Annotated in this window: 23 protein-coding genes; 14 read left to right on the top strand and 9 right to left on the bottom strand. The window is 40.5% G+C overall.

Going from position 1 to position 17,079, the window contains the following annotated elements:
- The first annotated feature begins 103 nt into the window (after nt 1–103).
- Nucleotides 104–631, top strand: coding sequence for a YobA family protein (locus tag N0M92_RS04380; RefSeq protein WP_260284631.1), 528 nt, complete (start codon nt 104–106; stop codon nt 629–631).
- Nucleotides 632–713: 82 nt separating this feature from the next.
- Here the strand turns inward: N0M92_RS04380 and N0M92_RS04375 are convergent, their stop codons facing one another.
- The gene (locus tag N0M92_RS04375; protein ID WP_260284630.1) at nt 714–1,373 is read right to left on the bottom strand and encodes a C40 family peptidase; all 660 of its coding nucleotides are present in this window, start codon (nt 1,371–1,373) and stop codon (nt 714–716) included.
- 415 nt (nt 1,374–1,788) lie between these two features.
- Between N0M92_RS04375 and N0M92_RS04370 the strand changes: the two genes are divergently transcribed.
- The 3 genes from N0M92_RS04370 to N0M92_RS04360 all read left to right on the top strand — a co-directional run bounded on the left by N0M92_RS04370 (nt 1,789) and on the right by N0M92_RS04360 (nt 3,938).
- Nucleotides 1,789–3,048 (top strand): Y-family DNA polymerase, encoded by a 1,260-nt coding sequence (locus N0M92_RS04370; RefSeq protein WP_260284629.1) that lies wholly within the window; start codon nt 1,789–1,791, stop codon nt 3,046–3,048.
- Between the two features lie 27 nt (nt 3,049–3,075).
- Nucleotides 3,076–3,408, top strand: coding sequence for a YolD-like family protein (locus tag N0M92_RS04365; RefSeq protein ID WP_260284628.1), 333 nt, complete (start codon nt 3,076–3,078; stop codon nt 3,406–3,408).
- A 206-nt stretch (nt 3,409–3,614) separates the two neighbouring features.
- Entirely contained in the window at nt 3,615–3,938 is a 324-nt protein-coding gene (locus N0M92_RS04360) for an iron-sulfur cluster biosynthesis family protein (protein WP_260284627.1), read from the top strand.
- Nucleotides 3,939–4,231: 293 nt separating this feature from the next.
- Here the strand turns inward: N0M92_RS04360 and N0M92_RS04355 are convergent, their stop codons facing one another.
- The 3 genes from N0M92_RS04355 to N0M92_RS04345 form a co-directional block, all read right to left on the bottom strand.
- Nucleotides 4,232–4,939: an ankyrin repeat domain-containing protein gene (locus tag N0M92_RS04355; protein ID WP_260284626.1), complete on the bottom strand. Its 708-nt coding sequence runs from the start codon at nt 4,937–4,939 to the stop codon at nt 4,232–4,234.
- Between the two features lie 109 nt (nt 4,940–5,048).
- Nucleotides 5,049–5,510 carry a nucleoside deaminase gene (locus tag N0M92_RS04350; protein WP_260284625.1) on the bottom strand — a complete coding sequence of 154 codons (462 nt, stop codon included), beginning with the start codon at nt 5,508–5,510 and terminating at the stop codon, nt 5,049–5,051.
- 52 nt (nt 5,511–5,562) lie between these two features.
- Nucleotides 5,563–6,852 carry a purine/pyrimidine permease gene (locus tag N0M92_RS04345; RefSeq protein WP_260284624.1) on the bottom strand — a complete coding sequence of 430 codons (1,290 nt, stop codon included), beginning with the start codon at nt 6,850–6,852 and terminating at the stop codon, nt 5,563–5,565.
- Between the two features lie 224 nt (nt 6,853–7,076).
- On the opposite strand from N0M92_RS04345, the gene N0M92_RS04340 reads away from it, so the two are divergent.
- The gene (locus N0M92_RS04340; protein WP_260284623.1) at nt 7,077–7,988 is read left to right on the top strand and encodes a LysR family transcriptional regulator; all 912 of its coding nucleotides are present in this window, start codon (nt 7,077–7,079) and stop codon (nt 7,986–7,988) included.
- 43 nt (nt 7,989–8,031) lie between these two features.
- On the opposite strand, the gene N0M92_RS04335 is transcribed toward N0M92_RS04340, so the two are convergent.
- Entirely contained in the window at nt 8,032–8,958 is a 927-nt protein-coding gene (locus N0M92_RS04335) for an alpha/beta hydrolase (protein ID WP_260284622.1), read from the bottom strand.
- 130 nt (nt 8,959–9,088) lie between these two features.
- On the opposite strand from N0M92_RS04335, the gene N0M92_RS04330 reads away from it, so the two are divergent.
- The gene (locus N0M92_RS04330) at nt 9,089–9,349 is read left to right on the top strand and encodes a YqkE family protein (protein WP_260284621.1); all 261 of its coding nucleotides are present in this window, start codon (nt 9,089–9,091) and stop codon (nt 9,347–9,349) included.
- A 159-nt stretch (nt 9,350–9,508) separates the two neighbouring features.
- Nucleotides 9,509–9,946: a MarR family winged helix-turn-helix transcriptional regulator gene (locus N0M92_RS04325; RefSeq protein ID WP_098369884.1), complete on the top strand. Its 438-nt coding sequence runs from the start codon at nt 9,509–9,511 to the stop codon at nt 9,944–9,946.
- 45 nt (nt 9,947–9,991) lie between these two features.
- On the opposite strand, the gene N0M92_RS04320 is transcribed toward N0M92_RS04325, so the two are convergent.
- Entirely contained in the window at nt 9,992–10,417 is a 426-nt protein-coding gene (locus N0M92_RS04320; protein ID WP_192205410.1) for an Ohr family peroxiredoxin, read from the bottom strand.
- A gap of 108 nt (nt 10,418–10,525) precedes the next feature.
- On the opposite strand from N0M92_RS04320, the gene N0M92_RS04315 reads away from it, so the two are divergent.
- Nucleotides 10,526–10,648 carry a hypothetical protein gene (locus N0M92_RS04315; RefSeq protein ID WP_260284620.1) on the top strand — a complete coding sequence of 41 codons (123 nt, stop codon included), beginning with the start codon at nt 10,526–10,528 and terminating at the stop codon, nt 10,646–10,648.
- A gap of 47 nt (nt 10,649–10,695) precedes the next feature.
- Here N0M92_RS04315 and N0M92_RS04310 read toward each other — a convergent pair whose 3' ends face one another.
- Both N0M92_RS04310 and mciZ read right to left on the bottom strand, forming a co-directional pair.
- On the bottom strand, nt 10,696–11,604 hold the full coding sequence (locus N0M92_RS04310; protein ID WP_260284618.1) for an aldo/keto reductase: 909 nt from the start codon (nt 11,602–11,604) through the stop codon (nt 10,696–10,698).
- Nucleotides 11,605–11,659: 55 nt separating this feature from the next.
- Nucleotides 11,660–11,821: a Z-ring formation inhibitor MciZ gene (gene mciZ, locus N0M92_RS04305; protein ID WP_260284617.1), complete on the bottom strand. Its 162-nt coding sequence runs from the start codon at nt 11,819–11,821 to the stop codon at nt 11,660–11,662.
- Between the two features lie 75 nt (nt 11,822–11,896).
- On the opposite strand from mciZ, the gene N0M92_RS04300 reads away from it, so the two are divergent.
- Together N0M92_RS04300 and N0M92_RS04295 are read left to right on the top strand one after the other, a co-directional pair.
- Nucleotides 11,897–12,448 (top strand): NUDIX hydrolase, encoded by a 552-nt coding sequence (locus tag N0M92_RS04300; protein ID WP_192205407.1) that lies wholly within the window; start codon nt 11,897–11,899, stop codon nt 12,446–12,448.
- Nucleotides 12,449–13,630 carry an endonuclease Q family protein gene (locus N0M92_RS04295; RefSeq protein WP_260284616.1) on the top strand — a complete coding sequence of 394 codons (1,182 nt, stop codon included), beginning with the start codon at nt 12,449–12,451 and terminating at the stop codon, nt 13,628–13,630.
- A 35-nt stretch (nt 13,631–13,665) separates the two neighbouring features.
- On the opposite strand, the gene N0M92_RS04290 is transcribed toward N0M92_RS04295, so the two are convergent.
- Entirely contained in the window at nt 13,666–14,229 is a 564-nt protein-coding gene (locus N0M92_RS04290) for a GNAT family N-acetyltransferase (RefSeq protein WP_260284615.1), read from the bottom strand.
- A gap of 139 nt (nt 14,230–14,368) precedes the next feature.
- On the opposite strand from N0M92_RS04290, the gene spoIIM reads away from it, so the two are divergent.
- The 4 genes from spoIIM to xerD all read left to right on the top strand — a co-directional run bounded on the left by spoIIM (nt 14,369) and on the right by xerD (nt 16,880).
- Nucleotides 14,369–15,016 (top strand): stage II sporulation protein M, encoded by a 648-nt coding sequence (spoIIM, locus tag N0M92_RS04285; protein WP_192205404.1) that lies wholly within the window; start codon nt 14,369–14,371, stop codon nt 15,014–15,016.
- Nucleotides 15,017–15,135: 119 nt separating this feature from the next.
- The gene (gene fur, locus N0M92_RS04280; protein ID WP_034311309.1) at nt 15,136–15,585 is read left to right on the top strand and encodes a ferric iron uptake transcriptional regulator; all 450 of its coding nucleotides are present in this window, start codon (nt 15,136–15,138) and stop codon (nt 15,583–15,585) included.
- 165 nt (nt 15,586–15,750) lie between these two features.
- On the top strand, nt 15,751–15,981 hold the full coding sequence (locus N0M92_RS04275; RefSeq protein ID WP_370662551.1) for a YqzK family protein: 231 nt from the start codon (nt 15,751–15,753) through the stop codon (nt 15,979–15,981).
- Nucleotides 15,982–15,986: 5 nt separating this feature from the next.
- Nucleotides 15,987–16,880, top strand: a complete 894-nt coding sequence (gene xerD, locus N0M92_RS04270; RefSeq protein WP_260284614.1) for a site-specific tyrosine recombinase XerD — start codon at nt 15,987–15,989, stop codon at nt 16,878–16,880.
- Nucleotides 16,881–17,079: the final 199 nt, after the last annotated feature.

Below are 17,079 nucleotides of genomic sequence, written 5' to 3'. Positions count from 1 at the left end.
GATGACATTCCCCTTTTGGAAATGACCGAAGTTGTCTATATTAAATAAATAATTGGTAACTATTTCAGGGAGAAGCCGTCTATTTCTATTAGGAGGGATTTGTATGAAGATGATAGTGAACCTTTATATCTCTATTTTCGTTGCTTTTATTCTGGGCAGCTGCCAATCCCCTGATTGGAACATGGATGAAGTCATTGATAAGGGGGAAGAAGGTTTCGTTACGGATCTTGACGATAAAAGGATTTTGATTAAAGGGACGTATTATAAGGTGACCAATGATACATATATTCAAGATCAACATGGTAATGACCTCGATTATTCCGACCTGGAAATCGGCATGAAAGTGAAGCCGTGGCACCGGGGCGGGGTGGAGAAATCATTTCCTGGGAAAGCGGAAGCGAAACTGATTCTTGTTTTGACGGATGAAAAAAGCTTAGCCGAACAAAGGGCGGTCACTGCTGCCCTCGATCATGTCAGCAAAGCGGAAAGTCAGCGATTCATGGTTCTCGAAGTCGTCCATTTACCATCAGAGCATGTTTATAATATCGAAATGATGAATCGTTCAAACTTAGACTCTTCATTCATGGTGACAGTAGAAGATTTGACGGATGAAATATTATATATAAAATAAAACAACCGGACTGAATCACTTTGGAATTCTGTCCGGTTGTTTTATGGGGATTCGCTCACAAGAATAAGATTTTGTCCTGATCTTATAAAGTTTTCGCACCTAAATATTTTGGTTTCCAATAAGAATTATCCATATCCGCGATGGCTATTCCTTTAGAAGACGTTGCACTAATGAATTGACCATTTCCGATATAGATTCCAACATGGGATACTCCTGTTCTTCCAGAAGAAGTATCAAAGAATACAAGGTCGCCCTTAGCTGGTGAAGATACTTTTAAACCTGTATTGGAATAGAGCAATGATGTTGTACGCGGTAAGGTAATTCCTTGTGATTTCTGGAATACATAATAGACGAACCCTGAGCAGTCGAATCCAGTCGGTGTCGTCCCGCCCCATTTGTAAGGTTTGCCTATTAAAGTTTTTGCATAGCTTATCAGGCTTGTATTATTGACATTATAAACACCAAGCGCATTAAATGTGCCTCGGCCGGCAATTCCATCGGCAGTTAACCCTTTGGCCTTTTGGAATTTTTTTACTGCGGATTCAGAATAGGTGCCGTAATATGTAGTCAGTGAACCTGTATATGTGAAATACCCTTTGGTTTTTAAAAGTTGTTGTAGTTGTTTGACATCGCTGTGTGTCATTCCGGGTCTGAGGGTTTGATCTCCAATATTTGCAGAGGCTTGCAGTGGGGTTAGCATCATGGCAGATGCAACAGCAGCTGAAGCGATCCATTTCTTCATAATTTTCATTTCCTCTCTATCTATCTCTCTATAATTCTTAACAATATTATCCTACAATACCATTATGACAATTAGACATATTTTTGGTTACAGTTTCATTACAAAAAATGAGCAGTAAGACTAAATGAAAAATGGACGAAAGTCTGTTGAAAAAGGTGTACGAATTTTAAAAAACTGAGTATATGGATTCATTAAAAAATATTCAAGCTACTAATTGATTCTCTTTTAAAAAAACAATTTGGATATGGAGTTTAAATTTGGTATTTTATCCATTTTTAGTGTCGTTTATATTTTTCAAGGAAATTACAATAAAAAGTAGAAATTTGTATGAAAACTTCCATTGAATAAGAACGTATATTCGGTTAAAGTTATGAATATAATAAAAGCGAACGTATATTCTTGTTAGGGTGAAGAAATGATGGATTATGGGAAGATGCCGAAACAATCAATTATGTGTATCGATATAAAAAGTTTTTATGCAAGCTGTTCAGCAGTCATGCTTGGTCTGGACCCGCTTGATTGTTATCTGGCGGTGGTTGGTGATTTGAAGAGGACAGGGAGCATTGTGCTCGCGGCTTCTCCAAAAATGAAGAAGGAATTTGGCATCAAGACAGGGTCGCGGATGTTTGAGATCCCGAATGATCCGAGGATTGTCGTCGTTGAACCTAAAATGGCGACCTATTTAAGGGTTTCGACGGAAATCACCCGCTTGTTCAACCGGTATGTGCCCAAAGAAGCGATTCACGTATATAGTGTGGACGAAAGTTTTGTGAAAGTCGATGGTGCCGCTTCTTTATGGGGAGATGCCCAGATGATAGCTGAAAAGATAAAGGATGAAATCGAACGCGAATTACAGCTCCCTTGTGCAATTGGAATTGGACCGAACATGCTTATGGCAAAACTTTGCCTTGATTTGGATGCCAAACATAAAGGGATTGCCGAATGGAAGTATGAGGATGTGCCAAGCAAACTTTGGCCGATTTCCCCGCTTCGTGAAATGTGGGGGATCGGCAGGCGCGTTGAAAAAACCCTTCATGGAATGGGGATATTTACAGTTGGGCAGCTTGCCAATTATGATCTTGAATTACTTGAAGCGAAGTTTGGGATTATGGGCAATCAGCTTTACCACCATGCGTGGGGAATAGATTTATCCGATATGGGGGCAACGATCATCGAAGGGCAGGTAAGCTTCGGCAAAAGCCAAATCCTGCTGCGGGATTATAAGGAGGAGCATGAGGTGAAGCAGGTCATGCTGGAAATTTGCGAAGAAGTTGGAAGAAGGGCACGCACCCATCGCAAGGCAGGAAGAACGGTGAGCCTAAGCATTGGTTACAGCAAGGATGAGTTTGGCGGGGGTTTCCATCGTTCGCGTTCGATTAGCGAACCGACCAACATTACGATGGAGTTATATAAAGTTTGCCTGGAGCTTTTTCATGAGAACTATAAGCAAAAAACGGTTCGGAGCATAGAGGTCAGACTCTCGAATATTGTGGATGATAACGAAATGCAGCTGACTTTATTCGATGCTTCGCGCTGGAAGAAGCGGGAATTGAGTTACACGGTTGATCGAATTCGCCATAAATATGGAGCCAAATCGTTATTGCGTGCTGTTTCGTATACGGAAGCGGGTACAGCCGTTTACCGAAGCAGGCTGCTTGGTGGGCATAAGGCGTAAGGTGACTTTTTGAAGGGAGGGAAAAGAATGATTCGTGATCGCGGCCGTATCAAATGGACATCGATGATGTTGCCGGAGCATGTGAAGATGCTGCGGGATTGGGTGGTGGAGGATGGCTATGAAACGAAGCGCATCCTGGATGAGCAGCAACTGGAAGAAATGAATGCTGTAATGGGGGAAGCGATGGAGGAAAGAAAGGATGTTACGATTGCACATTATGAAGGAAACCGGTATCAGCTGTTAATCGGCAGGATCCATTATTATAATGAATCTACCCAAAAGCTTCATATCGTTGATCGGTTTCAGCAGGTTCACTATATCGGGCTTTCCGATATAGCGGATGTAAGGATAACGGAATGATGAGCGGAAAGGCTGTTCCAAGGGACAGCCTTTCATTTTTGAAACGGCATCGTGATGAAAGGGATTACGATGCGTAAGAGAATCGGCATTTGCTAGCACGGTGTTCGTGTGGCTGATCTTGCAAAAGGAAGCAGGCAGTTTCTTTAACAGAAGCGTTTTTATCGTTTATAATGGGGGAAAGGAAAGACATCGGGAGGCGTGCAATCATGTATATTGAATGGACGGAAACAGCGGCTGAGAAAATAGTCGATAAGGTACAGGAACAAGAAGGATATTTACAGTTGAAATATGATACTGATGGCTGTGGCTGCGTGGTAAGTGGTGTGACCGCTCTATGGTGGGTCAAGGAACCTGAAGAAGGTACCGAAAAAGTGGAAACAAACGGGATTCCTCTATATGTGGAGAAATCAAAAATGATTTTCCTTGATGAAGTCATGACAATAGACTTTGTTGCGGAAGCGAACAGCTTTCAATTAAAAAGTCCGAATCAAATCTTAAACCCGAGGATGAGCTTTTTTAATAAAATCTAAATGAAGCAATGAGGGAATCTTGGATTGGTATTATCCCCTTAGATAGACAGTGAACAAAAAGAGCATGATGAAATGTTCTTAACAGTCTATCTGGGAGGGGCTTCTAAGGTATGTTGCTGCAGGAAGACATAGTGTAGGCAACAATAAAGAAGTTTAATTTTCAATATAAAATGCTTTTTCCGCACTTTAAATTGAAGGGGGAAGCCACAATCGCGCACGATTGTGGAACATCCATATAAATGAGGTAAAAAAAGCTGTTATTTTGGATACAAATAATAACAAATTCACTATATTTATTTTGCTCCTGCTTTTAACAAAATCTTCTCAATCTCTTTATACCCTTCCTGACGTGCGTGTTGTAAAGGAGTCACATTTTTATTGTCTGGTATGTTCACATCCGCTCCATGTTCTATCAGCAATTGCACCGTTTGCTGCTGCCTTGCGTTTCCATTATTCAGAATGATTGCCTCGATTAAAGCTGTCCAACCTAGGCTATTGACATGATTTACATCAATTTCAGTATGGGTAACAAGTTCTTTGACTACATCGACGTACCCATGTTCCGAGGCTGGTATCAAAGCTGTTCCTCCATATCTGTTAGTAATGGTGGGGTCGGCACCTCCATCAATCGTAAACTTCAAGATTTCAATATATCCTTCTGCACCAGCATATAGGAAGGGAGTATTTTTCATGTCATCTTGGATGTTGACGTCCGCACCTGCCTCAATTAGGACTTTTGCAGTCTCTACATCATTGCTATATGTTGCAATCATGGTAGCAGTTCGTCCCTTTGAGTCTTGTACATTAATATTTACGCCTTCCTTAATCAGTTCTCTAATGGTATCAGTATCTCCACGTTCGGCAGCTTGAAGTAGCTGTTCATTTACTCCTTCTCTCACGATTTCTCTCTCCTTTACTTGTTTTTTCGGTTCATCACTGTCATTTGGGACACATCCTTGAAGCAAGAGAATACATCCTATAAATGCCGCCCACTTCCACATAAATACCAACCTCTATTCTTGTTTTTCCACTTTTTACTTGAGGTCTCAATTTTATACTCTGCGCCTTTTTCTCTTGGAAGAGCATAGAACTATTCCTTCACCATGCTTTTTAATAGGTAATTTCTTTCCAAAGAGCAAAAGGATCATTTTTTTGGGGGTTTCTATCTATCTTAATTAATTTAATGTCTCGCTCTTCCATTGGGAGAGCTATTTGCTGATAAACGTATTTCGTTCCTAGCCCAATTTTTTCTTCCTCGTCCGCAGTATATGCATAGTAAACATTTTTAAAATGTGCCAAGTAAATGGCGCTTAAACACATGGGGCAAGGCTCCCCGCTTGCGTAGAGTTCACATTCGGAAAGATCAGCAGTGCCAAGGGTGCAGCAAGCTTTACGAATAGCCTGCATCTCCGCGTGCGCAGTTGGATCGTGTGTTTCTAGAACATCGTTTACTCCTTTTGCAACAATCTCCCCATTTTTAACGATGAGTGCACCAAACGGCTTTCCCTTTTTGTTTTTGGTATTATCGTAAGCTAACTCTATTGCCAGTTGCATGAATTCTTCGTGACTCATTTATAACACCCCTTTTGAAAAAAATTGTTGTATCTACAATGACTTATCCTTATTAATCTTTTGTTTTCCATAGCTGTTCCAGCAGGATTACAATCATAGTACCAACAAGCAACCCGTTGCTGCAGACATATTGCAAAATAGAAGGAAGACCTTGAAAAATCCCTGCAGGCAGAAACATTATTCCAATGCCCATCAACAATGTGATTCCTAATATAGTCAATCGGCGTTGGTCTAGTTCTTCCCGTTGAATAGACTGAATGGCAATGCCGATCATTTGAACGAATGATGCCATTAGTGCAGCACTAGCAATAGGGACTGGAAGCAAAGAGAAAAAGTTAACGATTGCAGGGATAAAAGCTATCCCCGATAAAGCCAAGCATGCTATAAGAAACGGTTGAATTTGTTTTTGCCCTGTCAATTGGATAAAACCAGCGGATACTGGCAATGGAACGATTCCAATCGTAGAAAATATAGAAGCTATAAAATGGGAAATGCCTCCAGCCCAAATACCACGATTGAGGGTTTGTTTTTCATCTTTCCGAGATTCTGGCACCACTTGTTTAACAGCTGTAATGGATGCAATCGTATTTGATACTAAAAGAAACATAAACAGAATAGAAGTTAATATGATTCCGCCATTCAGCTGTGGGACTCCCCAAGCAAATATTTCCGGTAGTTTAATGAAAGAATCTGATTGGGATAACAAATTGGAGGTTTTACCCAATAAGAAATATAGCGACCATCCTAATAAAATCCCAATTAGAACGGCGTAACTTTTAATCCAGCCTTTCCCTTTAACGGATAACGTAATGATCAGTAAAAATACACCGAATGAAATCGCTGATGCTCCATAATCAGGACGGGAGTGCTCTCCTTGAAATGCAATCATTCCTTCCAAAAAAACACCACTAAGTTGAAGAGCCAGGATCAAAAGAAAGGATCCGGTTACTAAAGGCGTGAACAAAAATAGCAGCTGATTAACAAAACCGGTTATACCAAGGATGAAGAGCAAAAGACCAGCAACGATCAATCCGCCTTCTAAAATTTGTAAGGTTTCATTCGTGTTTTGCCCCTGCTGAATAGCGACATCTGCCAATATTACAAACACACTAACCCATGAACCTGCTGGTCCGTCAGCAATTGGATAGCGATGCCCGAAACATCCTTGCATAAAAGAACTAATTCCTACTACCAAAAATGTTCGCTGCATTAATTCAGAAATTTCCCCGATTGACATATGAAAGATGCCACCAATTACGATCGGTAATGCAATAGAGTTCGCCAGTAGAAAAATAAACCATTGAAATGTACTTAAAGTGCTTTTAAAACGAAGTATCTCCATATTGAACCACCTTCAGAAAATTATTATTAAAAATTTCAGGGATTAATGCGCTTCCGTCTCTGCAAATTGGGCTCAATGTATTTAAAATAATTCTCCGACTTGGAATATAAAATATGTTTCTGCTTCAATCTAGATTTATGATATCTTATAAAGTAATATATGAAAAATATAAAAAAAATTGGTTTTACTTAAGTTTTTCATATACTAAAGATAGAGGTGTCTAAATGGACATAAGACAACTGCGATATTTTATTGCGATGGTAGAAGAAAGAAAAATTACTGCTGCAGCTGAAAAGCTTCATATCTCCCAGCCTCCATTAAGCCAACACTTGAAAGCGATGGAAGATGAACTAGGAACTAAATTACTAGTGAGGAATAGGAGAAATTTAGAAGTTACTGAAGCGGGGAAATCTTTATATAAATATGCCTTACAAATGACTCAGTTAATGGAAGAAGCTAAAATGGAAATTAAGGAAATTGGAAATGGAGTAAACGGAAGACTTACGATAGGCATAAATACTTTTTCGGTAGTCGAATTATCAAAATTACTTCAACAATTCCACCAAAAATACCCTAAAGTTACCTATAAAATACAACAAAATGAATCGTCTCAACTTTGTAAATTAGTGAGAGACCGAATAGTAGAGCTAGCGATTATACAATTACCGCTCGAGTTAGATGATTTTTCAGTCATCCATCTAAATACAGAACCTTTTTACTTTATTACGTCAAACAACCAGAAGTCTTTTAATCATGAGGTCTCACTTGCTGAAATTCAAAACTACCGACTCATTTTACCTAGCACGGAAGGATTAGGTGTCCATTATATGATTTTGGAGGCATTTTCGAGGCATCAACTGCGTCCTAACATTGTTGCCGAGTGTTCGGATATCTCCCTTTTATTGGATTTAGTTGAATCTGGCTTTGGAGCGTCAATTGTTCCAGAAACCGTAATCAAAAAATACAAAAGTCACTATTTACAAGCTTCCAAAGTTATGGTTACCGAGCTAACTTCATCAACGGGAATAATATGGTTGAAGGACTATTACCTGTCAGGCGCAGCTCAAAATTTTATTAACCTATTAACAGAGACCATGTTCGCTCCCAATAAAAACTTGACGGCCTTTCCCAATTGAATGCCGAGAAAAGACCGTAGTTTAAAATATGCTTTTTTATTGTCTACTTGACAGGGGAATGTGTCCTTCTCATGACAAGTTTTAGAAACTGATCGATTTGATCTTCATATTCTCTTGGATTTTCATTGTAAGATTGAGCGTGGGCCCCTTTTTTAGCGATGTACAGCTGCTTTGGGCCCTCTTTTGCTGCATATAATTCCGCTGTCATGGAAGCGGGAATGAAACTGTCATTTTCACTATGGATGAAGAGCACGGGGTTTCGGATATTTTTCATATAATCGATTGGTGACACTTCATTTGTCCAATATCCATCACGGAGTTTGATGAACGTACGCCCAAGCGGAAACACGGTCCAAGAGGGAAGTGGGACTACTTGTTTAAGCTGGTGTTTGATCTGATCCTCGAAATTTGAAAATGGACAGTCGGCAATGTAAAAATCAGCACCATCTTCAAGCATTCCGGCATATAAAAGCAGGGTTACAGCCCCCATGGATTCTCCATGAATGCCAATATGAAGGTTGGGACCTTTACGTCTTTTCAATTCATCGATTACAGCCTTCAGGTCGAATTTTTCATAATGTCCATAACTGCTCGTCTTGCCCCCGGAGTCCCCATGCCGGCGGTGGTCATAAATGATGGCATTGAAGCCTCGCTTAAGAAAAATATTCATGTACTTAATCGAATTGACTTTGTTCTCCGTCACACCATGGGAAATGACCACCCACTTATTAGTATCATGCGGTTCGATAAACAAGCATTTCAAGGAATATCCGGACGGTGACGATACCCAAATTTCCGTTTTAGGCAGATTATCAAAATCCTCCGTGATCAGGCGTTTAGCCATGATTTCACGATTCTGGATAAAATCATCTTCCTTCTTTTTCATGTACATGATCCGATTGGAAAAATAAATGCCGACGCCGATGATATACGATAGGATTCCAGCCAGTGTAAACCACCATTTCTTCATGGGAGGTCCTCCTCAGTTGATTTTCTTTATTTTACCATGAGGGAAATGGGAAAACACTGTTTGAAAACCATGACGAGGAAAACGGCAGTCGTGATATAATAATTTCATAAATGGCCAGGAGGTTTTAAGGGTGAAAAAGAAACAGCAGCGAAATCAAAATCAAAGCAAAAACCAAGATAAAGAATCATCTTCATTGAAACTCGGTGATATGATCAATCAAGATATCATGTCCCAGCTTCGTCAAAAGCAAAAAGAACTTAATGAGGCTGAACAAGAAAAACGGGCAGCGGAAGAAGAAGAAAAACGCGAAGAAAGGAAGCGTCGGGAGAAGAATAAATCATTCGAAGAACTATTGGGTGAAAGCAATCTGAACTGGAAGAACTATAAATGAAGAACAGGGAGCGGTTTATTAAGAGAGCTGGCTCCCTTTTTCCGTTCAGGAAGACCATTCCTTGCTGATATTCCTTTATTTTATAATGTATAACGATTATATTAAAGATAAGTTCGATATGCTTTCATATCGGATGGACTACAATTAGCTGGTGATATGATGCAAAGTAAAATAGAAAAAGTACTGGAAGACCAATTATGTTTCCTGCTTTATGCAAGTTCAAGGGAAATGACGAAGAAATATAAACCGCTGCTTGATAAACTCGAAGTGACATATCCTCAATACCTTGTTCTTCTTCTATTATGGGAACAGGATACACTTACAGTAAAAAAACTAGGGGAGCTCCTTGCCCTCGACTCAGGAACGCTTACCCCCATGTTGAAACGAATGGAGCAGAATGGCTTGATTGTCCGTGAACGTTCGTCTGAGGATGAACGGTCTGTCATGATTAAGTTGACGGAAAAGGGACTTGGTTTACAGGAAGAGGCCTGTTTCATTCCAGATCGCATTTCGGCAATGTCGGGTGATGATAAGAAGGTGGTTGAGGATTTAAAAGCTTCGCTGCTCCAACTATTGAAAACATTACAGGAATTTTAGCAAAGAAAAGACGCTTGGTGATCCCAAGCGTCTTTTTGTTGGATTTCAATCTACATCTATTTCAAAGGCGACGTCCACATTGCCATTGATCGCTTTTGAATAAGGACACATTTGATGCGCTTTATGAACAAGGGTTTCGAACGTCTCCTTGTCGACCCCGGATCCCTTCACGGCCAAAGTTACAGCCAAGCTGTACTGATGCATCTCACCCATCAAAAGACTGACGTTTGCGGTGACTTTGGAATCGAAAGAAACGCGTTCAATTTTACCAACTGATTGCAAAGCACTATCAAAACATGCAGCATATCCAGCTGCAAAAAGCTGTTCCGGATTAGATGCTTCAGGCATCTGTTTAGCCCTAGGTGTACCAGGCATCGCAATATCAACCGTGAAGTTTCCGTCAGCAGAAATTGCCGTTCCTTCTCTTCCGCCATCAACTGTTACAGACGTTGTAAATAATGTTTTTGTCATCATTTTTTCTCCCTTATCTTCTTATTTTTAATTGTGCACAACTGAATTTTACAGCATTAAATTGTGGATGTCCAATGAAAAAATTAAAAATGTTGGTATGAAGTTAAATTGATTTGGAAGGATTGGAATGATGGGGAACTTGAAAGCGGTAAAGAAGCAGTAAGGCGAAAAAATGAAGGAACGGAAAAAGGCTGCCTATCACGTTGGTTAAACGTAGATAGTGCAGCCTAAAGGATGTTCTGACGTTCCTTTGAAACATTTAGTTTAGTTTTATTCTTTTACTCCCGGTGACTTTCATATTTGTTCGCTTTGGTCAACTGCTTCAAGATATCCAACTCGGTTTTGGACAGTGAAGGGCTGTTAGCGGCCTGGCAGTTCTCGCGGAGCTGCTGTACTGAGCTTGCTCCTGGTACAATGGTAGCAACGCTTTGGTGTGACAATACATATTGAAGTGCGGTTTCATTCAACTTCCTATCAGAAAGTTTGTCCTTTATTTGCGGAAGCAAATCTTTAAGTTCGTGATAGCTATAGTCAAGGTATCCATCCTCATTTGCCTTTTCAAGCATTTTTTCACTGAGCAGCCCTTTGGCAAGGGGGCCACGGGCGATAATGCTGATCTGTTTGTTGGCCAAAAGGGACAGCCACTCTTCTGGGCGGCGGTCAAGTAGATTAAACTGCATCATCACGGAATCAAGCTCAGACTTTTCAGTGAATTCCTTGATTACATTCGGACGAATCGAAGAAATACCATAATGTCGGATATAGCCTTCTTTTTTCAAATCTTCAAATGCTTCTACCGTTTCTCCGATATTGTCTGAAATGGTGCCGCCATGTAACTGATAAAGATCAATATAATCAGTACCCAATCGCTTTAAGCTATCTTTTACTGCCGTTTTAATATAGGCGCCAGATGGATCCCAGCTCCAGGAATCTTTATTTTCATTCCAGCGGTTTCCGACCTTGGTGGCTATGTATACCTTATCGCGGACTGATTTTAAATTCTTTCCGACGATTTCTTCATTCATTCCGAAATCATATAAGTCAGCCGTATCAAAATAATTGATTCCTTCATCTAAAGCGGACTGTATGATTTCGGATGCCTGATTTTCAACAGTCCCCAATGACATGCATCCAAGCCCGATTTCAGAAACTAGCAAGTCAGAATTTCCTAGTCTGCGTTTTTTCATGTTATCCACTCCCTTTACTTCATTGTAAAGGAGAAATCCATTTCACTCAAAGAATTCACTTGATCCGTTTTAAAGGAGTGGGCGGCGCCTGATCATGTATGTCGGTAATCCAATCATTGATATAGACATATTGATTTTGTAATTGCTTTAGTTTTTGAAGGATTTCCCAACTCTTTCCGGATAAAGTAACGCTTTTTTCCAATACGTAAACTTTCATTAAATCGCCCTCCATCTCTATTATGGTAAAATGTATGAGGAATCATGCTGCAATTAGAACAAAGGAGTGGTCAGGATGAAAAAGTTTGAAGAAAAAACGCTGTCTTCGAAAAAAATCTTTACGGGAAAGGTAATCAGCCTGCAAGTGGATGATGTAGAGCTTCCAGATGGGAAAACGGGTAAACGTGAAATAATCAAACATCCGGGGGCAGTTGCCATCATAGCTCTCACGGCAGACAATAAAATCATCATGGTTGAGCAGTACCGTAAAGCGCTGGAAAGGAGCTTGGTGGAAATTCCTGCAGGAAAGCTGGAAAAAGGCGAAGAGCCGGTTCTGTCGGCTAAACGGGAACTGGAGGAGGAGACAGGCTATGAATGCGAAAAAATGGAGCACATCATATCCTTCTATACATCCCCAGGTTTCGCCGATGAATTGGTCCACCTTTATATGGCCCACAATTTGAAAAAGAAAGAAAATGCGGCCCCACTGGATGAAGATGAATTTGTCGAGATGCTTGAACTCACGTTGGAGGAAGCTCAAACTTATATGGATGAAGGGAAAATCCAGGATGCCAAAACGGCATATGCAGTTCAGTATCTGCAGTTGAAAAGGGCGATGACATCATAAATGAAAGAATTTTACGCTGACCTGCATATCCATATAGGCAGAACGAGAAGCGGAAGGGCCGTAAAAATAACAGGTGCTAAAACGTTAACCTTCAGCAATGTGCTGCAAGTGGCAAGTGAAAGGAAGGGCCTTGATCTAATCGGAATAATCGATTGCCATTCTCCTGAAATTATCGAAGAAATCGAAGCGGGGATTCTTGATGGCGAAATCACGGAAAAGATTGAAGGCGGACTTCAATACAAGAATACAACCATCATTCCAGGCTCGGAGATTGAAATTTATGATCAGAATTGTAATGGACCGATCCATGTCCTCGCCTATTTTCCCACTTTAAAAGCGATGAAGGAATTCTCTTCATGGATGGGCGGACATGTTAAAAATATCACCTTGAGCTCCCAAAGGATTTATTGTGATGGAAGAACGCTGCAAAAGATCGTGAAGTCACTGGGCGGCCTGTTTATTCCGGCACATGTTTTTACCCCATTTAAAAGCTTATATGGAAAAGGGGTGCGATCCAGTCTGACAGAGGTATTCGATCCGAAGCTAATTGATGCCATCGAACTTGGTTTAAGTTCAGATACAGAAATGGTCAAGGATATCGAGGAGTTGGACTCCTATGTATTCGTGACAAATTCCGATGCGCATTCGCTTGGGAAAATCGCCCGTGAATATCAAAAAGTCCTGCTTGAAGAACCAAGTTTCAATGAGCTGGCAAAAGCGCTTAAAGAAAAAGGGAATCGTAAGGTGGCCGTTAATTATGGATTGAACCCCTTATTGGGAAAGTATCATCAAACCGTATGTTCAAGGTGTTTACACCAGGTATTGAGGGATGATGAACAATGTCCCGAGTGTGGTAATAAATCCATTATTAAAGGGGTATCGTCCAGGATCGAAGAACTCTCCATTTCCGGGCTGGACGGAAGAAACGGAAGGGAAAGGCCGCCGTATATCCATCAAGTGCCACTCGATTTCATCCCAGGGCTCGGTCCTAAATCCATGGAAAAACTGCTGGCGGCATTTGGAACAGAGATGAATATCCTTCATGAAGTTACGCTTGAACAGCTCATGGAAATCGTTCCTGAAAAATTGGCGTGCTACATCGATTCTGCCAGGAAAGGGACGCTTTCTTTTGAAGTGGGGGGCGGAGGAAAGTACGGAAAGGTCAAAAAGGAATTAACCTGAAAAAGTCCTGACAGATGAGATCTGTCAGGACTTTTTTAGGTTGTTGTTTTTGCATAAATGGAGGTGTCCCGCACTTCCTTGCCGTCTGCACTGAGGCAGTCATTACGCAAAATACCTTCTAGGGTATATCCCAGCCTCTCAGGAATCCGTTTGCTGGCTATATTATTAGGGTCACAGCGGATTTCGACTCGTTTTGCTCCATAATGGTAAAAGGCAAATTTGGTTAACCTTTCCACTGCCTCCGTTATGTAGCCTAGTTTACTGTATCTTGTATCAATCCAATAGCCAATTTCGAATTTAGGGATATCCCAATTAATTCGGTGCAGACCAGTGGAGCCAATGAATTGATCGTCTTCTTTCCTATAAATATGGAGCCTGATATCCTCTTTTAAAATAAAGTCCGCAAAGGACTTAAGGACGTTCTGTTCAGAAGTTTCCAACGAAAAATCTTGATGTGCAAACGGCAGCCACTGTTTCAATTCAGGTTTAGAATGGACAATGGCTTCGTAAAGGTCCAGGCCATCGCCAGGTTGACAAGGTCTTAGATATAATCGCGGGGTTTCAATTTTTTCGGGAAAATCCATTAATATAGCTTTCATTTCCTGCCTCCATATTATTGATATGGAAAATTATAACACGGATTGGATTCAAAGTGTTTGGCTGATGGGGAAAGTTTTCTTAGCATAAATGAGAGAGTGAAAACATAGATTCTAGTAAGCGGAGTTGGGAGGATGAAAGATGAAAAAAAAATCTGTCGTACAAAATGCCGTAATGAAACATATTAACGAACATTCCTCATTATATGTCTTTATCACTGTGCTTTTTTTGATGGGTGTCATTTTTGGGGCAATATTGGTGAATAGCTTGAGCTTTACCCAAAAGGAAGACTTGTTCTATTATTTATCGCAATTTTTCGGACAAGTATCCAAGGGTGAATTTGCATCTTCGCATGATATGTTCAGCCAAAGTATTATGCATAATATAAAATATATCGGGGTCATCTGGATTCTGGGAATATCGGTCATCGGTTTGCCTGTCATCCTGGTTTTGTTATTTATAAAAGGGATGGTTGTTGGATTCACAGTCGGCTTTTTAGTCAATCAAATGGGATGGAGCGGATTCTTATTATCGTTTGTCGCCATTCTGCCCCAAAATATATTCATCGTCCCGATATTCATCGTAATAACCGTCCTTGCCGTCGCACTATCAATGAAAATGATCAGCCGGATTTTCCTAAAGCAGGTTCGTGAACCGCTGAAGCCGATAATTTCGCGGTATATTTTCTCCTTGGTTTTGTCGGGGTTATTTTTGATTACGGCTGCTGCGTTTGAAGCGTACCTATCCCCTTCTTTAATGAAAAATGTCGTAAGTTTATTGGGTCATTAATGAAAATTTACCGTTCCCGCAAATTTTTTTATCATTAACAAGAAATCTATTTTGACAGTTTTCCCTCTTTTGATATAATGGATAAGATAGCGGCGCGGGAGGGAATATTAGGTATGGAAATAGAAAACAGAATTGATAGGATAAAAAAGCAGTTACACTCGTCCAGCTACAAATTAACGCCTCAGCGAGAAGCGACCGTCCGCGTTTTACTTGAGCATGAAGAGGATCATTTAAGCGCAGAAGACGTTTACCTCCTTGTCAAAGAAAAGTCGCCGGAAATTGGATTGGCAACAGTTTACCGTACGCTAGAGTTGCTGACTGAATTGAAGATAGTAGATAAAATTAACTTTGGAGACGGGGTTTCCCGTTATGATTTAAGACAAGAAGGAGCTGCGCATTTCCATCATCATCTTGTTTGTGTGGAATGTGGTGCGGTAGATGAGATCCAGGAAGACCTACTTGAAGACGTAGAAGACATTGTGGAACGCGACTGGAACTTCAAGATTAAAGACCATAGATTAACCTTTCATGGCATTTGTCATCGATGTCATGACAAAGAAGAAAATTAAGGTGAATGAAGTCGGACCTTTTCCATTTAATGGAGAAGGTTTTCTGCATTTTAAAAACCTATTTTCTCAAGGAAGAGCTGTTTTTGTTTTCTCCTTTCCGAAACACGTATAAAACTTGTCCTGTTGGGCATAGATTGATACAAAGGATCGAATGGGAGGGGAAAGATGATGAAAACATCATTATCGCTTGTTTTGCACACGGCTAAAGTGATGGTTCTCTTTGTTAGCTTCACTGTTCTTTTTTATATAGGAATGGTATGGTTAAATCAGGAATATCAAAGTTATCATCGTTATGATGAACCGAAAGGCATGGCCGTAAAAGTATCGAAAGCTGTTGATACGGGTGATGATGCATGGCTTGAACGCTTAATGTTGTTTTATTTAAACGGGGAGTAATGAATATGGAGAATCAAATTAGGGATTTCATTCATTTTTTAACCATTGAAAAAGGACTTGCCAAAAATACGCTCGTCTCGTATGAGCGTGACTTAAGATCATATTGGAGCTATCTGAAAGATGTTGAAACCATTGAAGCCTGGAATGATTCACGGCGGGTGAACATCCTGCATTTTCTCGTGCATTTGAAGGATCAAGGGAAATCGTCGAAGACGGTGGCGCGTCATATAGCTTCCATTCGGTCTTTTCATCAATTTCTTCTAAGGGAAAAAGTAACCGAGCAGGATCCGTCCATACATATAGAAACACCAAAACCGGAACGAAGCCTTCCAAAGGTATTAAGCATGGAAGAGGTTGAAGCACTCTTGGATGCCCCGAAGAAAATGGATGAATTCGGTTTACGCGATAAGGCGATGCTAGAACTGATGTATGCGACGGGTATGCGTGTCAGTGAGTTAATATCCATGGATGTGAGTGATGTCCATGCATCGATGGGTTTTGTCCGTTGCGTAGGGAAAGGAAATAAAGAGAGGATCATTCCGATTGGACAAACTGCATTGGGTGCGATAGAACATTATATGGAAAGTTCCCGGGGGAAAATGGCCAGTCCCAAGCACAGGACAGATTCACTTTTTTTGAATCATCATGGAAACAGGCTGACAAGGCAGGGATTTTGGAAGATTCTAAAAAAACTTGTAAAATCGGCACAAATTGAAAAAGAAATTACACCGCATACACTAAGACATTCGTTCGCGACACATCTATTGATGAACGGAGCTGATTTACGTGCCGTCCAAGAAATGCTTGGTCATGCGGATATTTCGACAACTCAAATTTATACACATATTACGAACGTACGGATCAAGGATGTATATTCAAAATTCCATCCGCGAGCTTAAAAGAATAGTAGAATGATAGAAAAGGTTGTGAATTTAACTGCGGGCAGTTGAAGGATCAGCCTTATTCTCCGTTTGTACGGACTGCTATAGGGGCTGCAATTAATTCCAATGTGCATCTTGGGGCACTTTGTTTCATTCCGAAATATATTATTTGTCTACATCATGGTAATCGTTTACAATGTAGAGAGGTCAGACTTCT

It is taken from the genome of Peribacillus aracenensis, assembly GCF_025175645.1.
In the GTDB taxonomy this organism is placed as follows: Bacteria; Bacillota; Bacilli; order Bacillales; family DSM-1321; genus Peribacillus; species Peribacillus aracenensis.
The sequence above is the reverse complement of the archived record's forward strand: the minus strand, read 5'-3'. Positions and strand labels throughout refer to the sequence as shown.